At 68.1% G+C, this 8,008-nt stretch carries 8 protein-coding genes and 1 tRNA gene; 4 read left to right on the top strand and 5 right to left on the bottom strand.

All coding sequences use genetic code 11. From position 1 onward, the window contains the following. On the top strand, window positions 1–1,000 hold a 1,000-nt coding region (locus RIE08_15690), incomplete at its 5' end, for an isocitrate lyase (protein ID MEQ8719051.1). Window positions 1,001–1,039: 39 nt separating this feature from the next. On the opposite strand, the gene RIE08_15685 is transcribed toward RIE08_15690, so the two are convergent. Together RIE08_15685 and RIE08_15680 are read right to left on the bottom strand one after the other, a co-directional pair. Beyond that, the gene (locus RIE08_15685; protein MEQ8719050.1) at window positions 1,040–3,256 is read right to left on the bottom strand and encodes a malate synthase G; all 2,217 of its coding nucleotides are present in this window, start codon (window positions 3,254–3,256) and stop codon (window positions 1,040–1,042) included. A 139-nt stretch (window positions 3,257–3,395) separates the two neighbouring features. After that, window positions 3,396–3,833, bottom strand: a complete 438-nt coding sequence (locus RIE08_15680; protein ID MEQ8719049.1) for a cupredoxin domain-containing protein — start codon at window positions 3,831–3,833, stop codon at window positions 3,396–3,398. Window positions 3,834–4,220: 387 nt separating this feature from the next. Here RIE08_15680 and RIE08_15675 point away from each other — a divergent pair, with 387 nt between their 5' ends. Both RIE08_15675 and RIE08_15670 read left to right on the top strand, forming a co-directional pair. After that, on the top strand, window positions 4,221–4,658 hold the full coding sequence (locus RIE08_15675; GenBank protein MEQ8719048.1) for a rhodanese-like domain-containing protein: 438 nt from the start codon (window positions 4,221–4,223) through the stop codon (window positions 4,656–4,658). A gap of 89 nt (window positions 4,659–4,747) precedes the next feature. After that, window positions 4,748–5,173 (top strand): hypothetical protein, encoded by a 426-nt coding sequence (locus RIE08_15670; protein MEQ8719047.1) that lies wholly within the window; start codon window positions 4,748–4,750, stop codon window positions 5,171–5,173. A gap of 54 nt (window positions 5,174–5,227) precedes the next feature. On the opposite strand, the gene RIE08_15665 is transcribed toward RIE08_15670, so the two are convergent. The 3 genes from RIE08_15665 to RIE08_15655 all read right to left on the bottom strand — a co-directional run bounded on the left by RIE08_15665 (window position 5,228) and on the right by RIE08_15655 (window position 6,936). After that, window positions 5,228–5,302 (bottom strand) — tRNA-Pro (locus tag RIE08_15665). A 122-nt stretch (window positions 5,303–5,424) separates the two neighbouring features. Beyond that, on the bottom strand, window positions 5,425–5,844 hold the full coding sequence (locus RIE08_15660) for a TadE/TadG family type IV pilus assembly protein (protein MEQ8719046.1): 420 nt from the start codon (window positions 5,842–5,844) through the stop codon (window positions 5,425–5,427). 3 nt (window positions 5,845–5,847) lie between these two features. Next, on the bottom strand, window positions 5,848–6,936 hold the full coding sequence (locus RIE08_15655) for a TadG family pilus assembly protein (protein MEQ8719045.1): 1,089 nt from the start codon (window positions 6,934–6,936) through the stop codon (window positions 5,848–5,850). Window positions 6,937–7,725: 789 nt separating this feature from the next. On the opposite strand from RIE08_15655, the gene RIE08_15650 reads away from it, so the two are divergent. Next, a partial coding sequence (locus RIE08_15650) for a hypothetical protein (protein MEQ8719044.1) occupies window positions 7,726–8,008 on the top strand: 283 nt, incomplete at its 3' end.

Raw genomic sequence — 8,008 nt, 5'->3', positions numbered from 1 at the left:
CGGCGGGATCGACTACGCGGTCGCGAAGTCACTCGCCGCAGCGCCCTTCGCCGACATCTTGTGGATGGAGACCAAGACCGCCGACCTCGAGGATGCCCGTGTGTTCGCCGAGGCGATCCACGCCGTGTTCCCCGACATGATGCTCGCCTACAACCTCTCGCCGTCGTTCAACTGGGACACGACGGGCATGACCGACGACGAGATGCGGGACTTCCCGACCGAGCTCGCGCGGCTCGGTTTCGTATTCAACTTCATCACCTACGGCGGCCACCAGGTCGACGGCATGGCGGGTGAGGAGTTCGCCACCGCCCTCCAGGAGGACGGCATGCTCGCGCTGGCGCGCCTGCAGCGGCGTCTTCGGCTCCTCGACTCGCCCTACAAGACGCCGCAGACGCTCGTCGGCGGTCCCCGCCTCGACGCCGCGCTCATGGGGTCGTCCGGTCGTACGGCGACCACCCGGGCGATGGGCAAGGGATCCACCCAGTTCCAGCACCTCGTGCAGACCGAGGTCCCGGTCAGCGTCCTCGACGACTGGCTCGGTTCCTGGAGCGCGCACCACGAGATCGGCCGCGGGTTCGAAGCGACGTTGCGCCCCTACACCGCCGGCCGCGATCTGCTCGAACTCGACATCGTCGACGACGCCGGCGTGAAGGTGGCCGACATCGTGTTCGACACGATCCAGGACCGCCGGGGTCGCTCCATCCTTTCGGTGCGGGACCAGAACAACCACGACCTGGACCTGCGCCGCAAGCGCCTGATGATGATGCTGCACCTGTTCCTGATCCGCCGCTACGACGTTGCGGCGATCCACTACCTCACGCCGACCGAGGACAACCACCGCCTCGCCCAGTACATGGAGAGGGTCGGCATCTTCGCCTCGGTGGGCGACGAGGTCGGCGACATCATCGTGGCCGACGTCGACCGTGACTGGGTCAGCGCGTTCCTGGCCGCCGAGGAGGGGATCAGCGCCCTGTTCTCCGGGTACCCGACGGACGGATAGCGGATCCGCGGCCGGGGACTGTTCCCCGGCCGCGGGCGCTCACTTCTGAGACGCGGCCGCCTTCGCTTCGGCGCGTCGTGCGTGCAGGATCGGTTCGGTGTAGCCCGAGGGCTGCTCCACGCCCGACAGCACGAGATCACATGCCCCGCGGAACGCCGGTCCGTCGTAGGCCGGTGCCATGGGCGTGTAGGCGGGATCGTCCGCGTTCTGCTGGTCGACGACGACGGCCATGCGTTTCATCGTCTCGATGACCTGGTCCCGGGTCACCACACCGTGGAGCAGCCAGTTCGCCATGTGCTGGCTGGAGATCCGACAGGTTGCCCGGTCCTCCATCAGTGCGACGTCGTGGATGTCGGGGACCTTGGAGCAGCCGACACCCTGATCCACCCATCGCACGACGTAGCCGAGGATGCCCTGCGCGTTGTTGTCGAGTTCGGCCTGGATCTCTTCGGGTGACCAGTCCGTCGAGGCCGCGACCGGGATCCGCAGGATGTCGTCGAGGGAGGCACGGCGCTCGCCGGCTTCGATACGCGCGGCCAGTTCCGCCTGTCGTGCCGCGACGTCCACGCGGTGGTAGTGGGTGGCGTGCAGGGTGGCGGCGGTGGGAGACGGGACCCAGGCGCAGGTGGCACCGGCGCGGGGGTGGGCGATCTTCTCGTCGAGCATCGCGGCCATCCGGTCCGGTGCGGCCCACATGCCCTTGCCGATCTGTGCGCGCCCGAGGAGTCCGCACGCGAGGCCGACGTCGACGTTCCAGTCCTCGTAGGCCCGCATCCACGCTTCGCCCTTCATGGACGTCTTGGGGACCATCGCGCCGGCCGCCATCGACGTGTGGATCTCGTCGCCCGTGCGGTCGAGGAAGCCTGTGTTGATGAAGGCCACCCGCGAGCGGGCCGCCCGGATGCACTCGGCGAGGTTGACCGTCGTGCGGCGTTCCTCGTCCATGATCCCGAGCTTGAGTGTGTGGCGGGCGAGGCCGAGCACGTCTTCGACCCTCGTGCAGATCTCGTCCGCGAACGCGACCTCGTCGGGGCCGTGCATCTTCGGCTTCACGATGTAGACGGAGCCCGCCCGGGAGTTCGCCATGCCCGTGTCGTCGGCCGGGGCCCGACCCGCCACCCTGGCGAGGTCCGGCATCGCGCACAGGCTCGTGAACAGCGCGTCGAGGATCCCCTCGGGGATCGGCCGACGGTGATCGTCGAGCACGGCCGGGGTGTCCATCAGGTGCCCGACGTTGCGCACCAACATGACCGACCGCCCGGCGCGTGTGATCTCGCCGCCGTCGGGCGCGGTGAACGTCCGATCGGGCCGCAACGCACGGGTGAAATTCTTCCCGTCCTTCGTCATCTCCTCGGTGAGGTCACCCACCATCAGCCCGAGCCAGTTGCGGTAGGCGAGCGCCTTGTCCTCGGCGTCGACCGCGGCGACCGAGTCCTCGCAGTCCATGATCGCGGTGACCGCGGCCTCGATGACGACGTCGGCGACGCCGGCTGCGTCGTCGCGACCGATCGGGTGCGACCGGTCGAGGACGATCTCGATGCCCAGTCCGTGCTGTTCCAACAGGACGCTGCCGGGTTCGGAGACATCGCCCGTGAAGCCCGCCAGGTGAGACGGGTCGGCCAGGGTGGTGGTGGACCCGTCGGTGAGCGACACCTCCAGCGTGCCATCGACGATGCGGTAGCCCGTGGCGTCGGCGTGCGAGCCGCCGGCGAGGGGGACGCTGTCGTCGAGGAACTCCCGCGCCCAGGCGATCACCCGGGCGCCGCGGGCCGGATCATAGGGACCGGGGGAAGGGGCGTCGCCCAGGGCGTCGGTGCCGTAGAGCGCGTCGTACAGCGATCCCCATCGGGCGTTCGCGGCGTTGAGCGCGTAGCGGGCGTTCATCACTGGGACGACGAGTTGAGGGCCGGCGACAGTGGACATCTCACGGTCCACGTTCGCCGTGTCCACGGCGAACGCGGGCCCCTCGGGTCGGAGATAGCCGATCTCGGTGAGGAACGTCCGGTAGGCGACGGGGTCGTGGGCCTGCCCGGCGTGTTCGCGGTGCCAGCGGTCGATGGCGGCCTGCATGGTCGCCCGGACCTCCAGAAGTTCGGCGTTGCGCGGTGCGAGGTCACGTACCAGGTCGGCCAGGCCTCTCCAGAAGCCGTCGGCCTCGATGCCCGCGGCGGGGAGCGCCTCGTTCACGGCGAAGTCGTGCAACGGTCGGCCGATCAACAGCCCGTGTTCGGCGACGTAGTCTTCGGACGGAGTCATGCATGCTCTTTCGGTGCGCAGAGGGTCCTTGCAGCAGGAACTCTGCACGAGTGGGTCCCCACTTGCCAACACGCGTCCGCCTCTGTGGTGAGATCCCGGGTGGGCCGGGTACCGCCGGCGGTCCCGCTCCCGAATCGAATCACGGGGTGACGATGAGAGTCCCCGACATCTGGGCGGGATGCACGTCGCAGCGGAACTCGTAGCGGCCGGGTTCGTCGATCGTGAACGTCAACTGCTGGGTGACGGGACCCGAAGCGACCTCGGTGGCGAAGTCGCCGTCAGGGCCGACGATCCGCAGGTTGTGGGCGATGCTGTCGCGGTTCTCGAAGGTGATGGTCACCTCGCGGCCCGCCGTGACCGTGATGGTCTCCGCGTCGAAGGCGATGTTCTCGGCGACGAGCGTGATCTCCTGATCGGCCGGTGTCGTGTCGTCGTCGACGGGCGTATCGGTCACGGACGTGTCGTCGCCTCCGCATGCGGTGCCGACGATGCCGCCCAGCACGACGGTGGCGATGAGGAGCCCGGTTCGCAGGACCATCGACAGACGCGACCGGGGCTCGGCGTTGCGGTGGTTCATGGAAGCGATTATCGCTCGCGGAGACCGTCGAGCGGTCGAGGTCCCGGCCGGGTCATCTGGAACGAGCTGTCAACCGCTTCTTCGACCGAGGGACGCAGTGGTCGTCTCTCGGCCCGACCAGGCGTATCGCCGCGTCGGTCCCGCGTCGGAGGTCCTCGACCGACGGTGAGCGGCGCCGGGGGAGGCGCCCTGGGCGGTCGTGGGCGGCGATGGCACTGGGGTTTGGGAGAGCCGACACGGAGTGATCATCGCGCGGCCAGGGGGCGATCTCGGTGGCGAACCCGCTGCCGGGATAGGGGACATGCAGTCTGTGGGTGATGACGATCGATGGGTTCGGGCGCCAACCGAGTTGTACGGACATTTCGTAGGAGTCGATAGGGTGTTGCTGTGAAACTGCTCCACCGTCTGTTCGTCATCCTGTTGGTGCTCGCCCTCCTGGGGGCCGCGTGCGGCGGCGGTGACCCTTCCAGCGAACCGGCGTCGGCCGATGAAGCTCCCGGCGTGCGGGTCGTCAGCGCTGACGAGGGCGCCTCGATTCTCGCGGACCCGCCTGAGGGCCTGGTGGTCCTCGACGTGCGCACCCCGGTCGAGTTCGACGAGGCGCATCTCGAAGGAGCGACACTCGTCGACATCTACGAGCCCGACTTCACCGAGCGCATAGACCAGCTCGACCGCGACGTTCCCTACCTCCTCTACTGTCGGTCCGGGAACCGCAGCGAGCAGGCGCGCACGTTGATGGCCGAGCTGGGCTTCGCCGACGTCGCCGATGTCGCAGGTGGCATCCAGGCCTGGGTGTCCGAAGGGCATCCGGTCGTGTCCGGCTGACCTCGGCGTCGCCCCGATTCCGGGGCCAGGTGTTCATCGAAACGGTGTCAACTCCACGGGGGAAACGTGGCGTCGTACGATCAGACCGCATGACACTGCGTGCGCTCCTGATGGTCCTGGCGTCGTCGCTGATGCTCATTGCCTGCGGCGGAGGCGGGGTCGACTGCGTCGAAGCCGAGGTGGCTGAGCAGTTCGGCTCGACGGTTCGGCTCTCGAGCTTCGCCGATCTCGAGAGTCTCGGCTTCGAGTCCGACCCACCCGTCCCGGCCGACGCGGCGATCCGGGAATCCGGTGTCGAGGAAGGGGGAGAGCGGCGCGTCGTGTTCACCACCGAATCCCGACGTAGCGAGATGTTTCCGATCTACCAGAGCACGATCGGGAACTGCCCGGAGTTCGGACGACAGTCGGGTGCGGGCACATCGGGCGTGGATGCGTTCCAGACCGACCTCGATGGCGTACGTCTCCGGGTCGAGTTCGAAGACGGCATGGTAACGGTGACCGAAACCCTCGACTGAGGTCCCGGTGAACCGATCGCCGTGCACGGTCGGTGCGTTGCGGGATCGTCTCGGTCGGGCTGGCCGGATTTGAACCGGCGACCCCCTGCTCCCAAAGCAGGTGCGCTAGCCAAACTGCGCCACAGCCCGTATGAAAATGTGCTCTGACCTGCGCCTCTGAGGTCGCGAATCGACCGCGGTGGGGCACAGATCCGAGGGTGAGGCTACTGCTTCGGTGTGTCAGGTACGCGCGCGGTCGAGCCGCGCCACCGTCAACGGCATTTCGCGAGAGCCGAACCGGTGAGCGTGACGGTACGGGTGCCGAACATGGGAATCGTGTACTCGAACGGGTAACTGACGGCCAGCGACGCGGTGTCGGTCTCCGCGGCGGATTCGGGGCATGGCGTCGACGTGAACGTCGCCCGGTCGGGGTCGATCGTCCCGGCGGCGTCGAGCGCGGCCTGTTCCGCGGCGGCGACGTCGCCGGTGATGGCGAGGTGGCGTGCGCCGTCGCGGGCCGCACGCGTGACCCCGATCTGAGCGGCCACACCGATGCCGAACCACATGAGCCCGAACACGAGCATCAGGAACAGCGGGAAGATGATCGCCACCTCGATGGCGGTCGCTCCCCGATCGGCGCGATCGTGCGGGTGGCGTTTCGAGATCCCTCGGCGGCGGATGATCGAGTTCACGGCTCAACCGACCAGCACTGCGTCGCGGAGGTAGCCGAGATCATCGATGGCGCCCGACCCCTGAAGCTCGATCTCCATCCTGGCCACATTCGACACGGGGTCGAGCCACCACGTCATGGAGTTCCCGTCGCCCGGGCCACCGGACTGCTGCTCGCTCAACACGTTTCCGCTGGCATCCCACAGCGTCACGTGGGCGATCTCATGGGGTTCCACGTCGAGGAGTTTCAGCGAGGCCACTGTCACCGTCCCGTCGGCGAAGGCGGTGAAGTCGAAGGTGAGAGTGCCTCCCTTGGCCTCATCATCGGGAGCCTTGGGATCGCAGTTGTCGGGCCAGTTCGTGCCGTCGTAGTCCCAGTCCTCGGGCCAGTATCCGTTACCGGGTGCGCCGTTGCCGCAACGGTGCTCCTGGATGATCAGGATGTTCCCCTGCTCCGGAAAGCGCAGGTCGGGATCGCCGCCGGTGCACCCACCGGTGCACGTGGCGTCGAAGATCCGCTGACAGGTGCGCACGCCCTCCACGGTCGGGCAGTCGCGACTGTTCTGGTGGTCGGACTCCGACTCGATGCCGATCGTCCCCGGGACGTATTCGCCGTTGATTCCGGCGCCGTGACTCAGGTCGAGTGGGAGCGAGCCGGGAGGTAGTCCCTCGAAGTCAACGGTCGTGAACGAGAGAGCGGCGACACCCTGAGCGACGACGTTGGTGGTGTCGATACCCAGTACCGGAGCGAAAAAGTTCGAGACCGGGTTTCCCCCGCCGGTGCTGCGACGAGTCGTGACCCGAACGGCCGTGACCGGGTTGTCGGGGTCTCCTTCGCCCTCGGCGACGAACGCACCGACCTCCTGGTCCCAGTATCCGAATGTGACGTCGTCGATCGTCAGGATGGGCCCCTCACCGTCGTGGTTCGCCTCGGCCCAGGTCACCGCTGCGTTGCGGGCATCATCGAGGTCGCCGAGATCCTGTAGCGCTGCCATCGCCGCCGCGTCTGCCGCTGTCTGGAGTTCGGCCTCGACGACGTACAGACGACCGAGATCGACGGCCAGCGCCGCCACGCCGAAGATCGCCACGAGCGCGACGGCCATCGTGACTGCCACGACGCCTCGCTCGTCGGAACGAATGGGCGTGGCGTACTGTCTTGTGTGGTGTCTCATGAACCCTGCCCCTGGTTGCTCCCTTCGGTTCTATCGGCGATTGGGGCCCGCTGTCATGAGCCCTCGGGCCCAGTGGGGGACGAATTCATCAATCTTGGGGATGTCCCTGCCGACAGGCTCATCAGAATGGACTGGGCCACGTGACCCAGGTGTCCGCGACTTCCATGGTTTCGTGGACTAGCCCTGACTGATGGGTTTCCCGACGGGAGTGGGCTTCTGTGATGCCCGACATCACCGAGATGGATGACGATCACGGCTACGACGAGCTGATCACCCGACTCCGCCGCTTCGGGGAGGAGCCGGTCGATCCGCGGATCGCGGCCCGGCATCTCGCCGACCTCGAGGAGGTCCGGGCGCAGGCCCATTCGTCCAGCCGCCGGGTCGTGCGCTTCGTCGCAGCCGGGGTCGCTGCGGCCGCGGCCATCGTCGTCGCCGTCGTGATCGGCCTCACAGTGCGAGGCAGCACCGGCCAGCCCGTCGACGTCCAGACCCCTGTCGCGAGGCCGGACGCTGTCTCAGAGGAGCCAGACGAGCCCGGCCCGCCCGACCGGCCCGACGATGTCGAAGACGTCGAAACCGACGAGCAGGGTTCCGGATCCGGCGTGGATGCCAGCCAGCTGGTCCCGCCCGCGCCAGAGGCCCCAGGCGGATCGCCGGCTGCGGAACTCGAGGCGGACAGCGCTGGTTTGGCCAGCTCCGAGAGCCCGCTTCCCGCAGAGCTCGAGCGCAGCAGTGCAAACGCGGGTCCGCCTGAGGGTGCTGGTCCGCCGGATGGTGCGGGGCCTCCCGATCATGCTGGGCCGCCTGAGGGTGCTGGTCCGCCGGATCATGCTGGTCCGCCGGATCTTGCGGGGCCGCCGGATCTTGCTGGGCCGCCGGATCATGCTGGGCCGCCTGAGGGTGCTGGTCCGCCGGAGGGTGCGGGGCCTCCCGATCATGCTGGGCCGCCTGAGGGTGCTGGTCCGCCGGATCATGCTGGTCCGCCGGATCTTGCGGGGCCGCCGGATCTTGCTGG

The sequence above is a fragment of the Acidimicrobiales bacterium genome, assembly GCA_040219085.1.
GTDB lineage: Bacteria > Actinomycetota > Acidimicrobiia > Acidimicrobiales > JAVJTC01 > JAVJTC01.
This window is presented reverse-complemented; position numbering and strand designations above follow the sequence as displayed.

Coding starts and splice junctions, on each gene's coding strand:
- RIE08_15685 (MEQ8719050.1), bottom strand. CDS start 3,256: ATGACTCCGTCCGAAGACTACGTCGCCGAACACGGGCTGTTGATCGGC.
- RIE08_15680 (MEQ8719049.1), bottom strand. CDS start 3,833: ATGAACCACCGCAACGCCGAGCCCCGGTCGCGTCTGTCGATGGTCCTG.
- RIE08_15670 (MEQ8719047.1), top strand. CDS start 4,748: ATGACACTGCGTGCGCTCCTGATGGTCCTGGCGTCGTCGCTGATGCTC.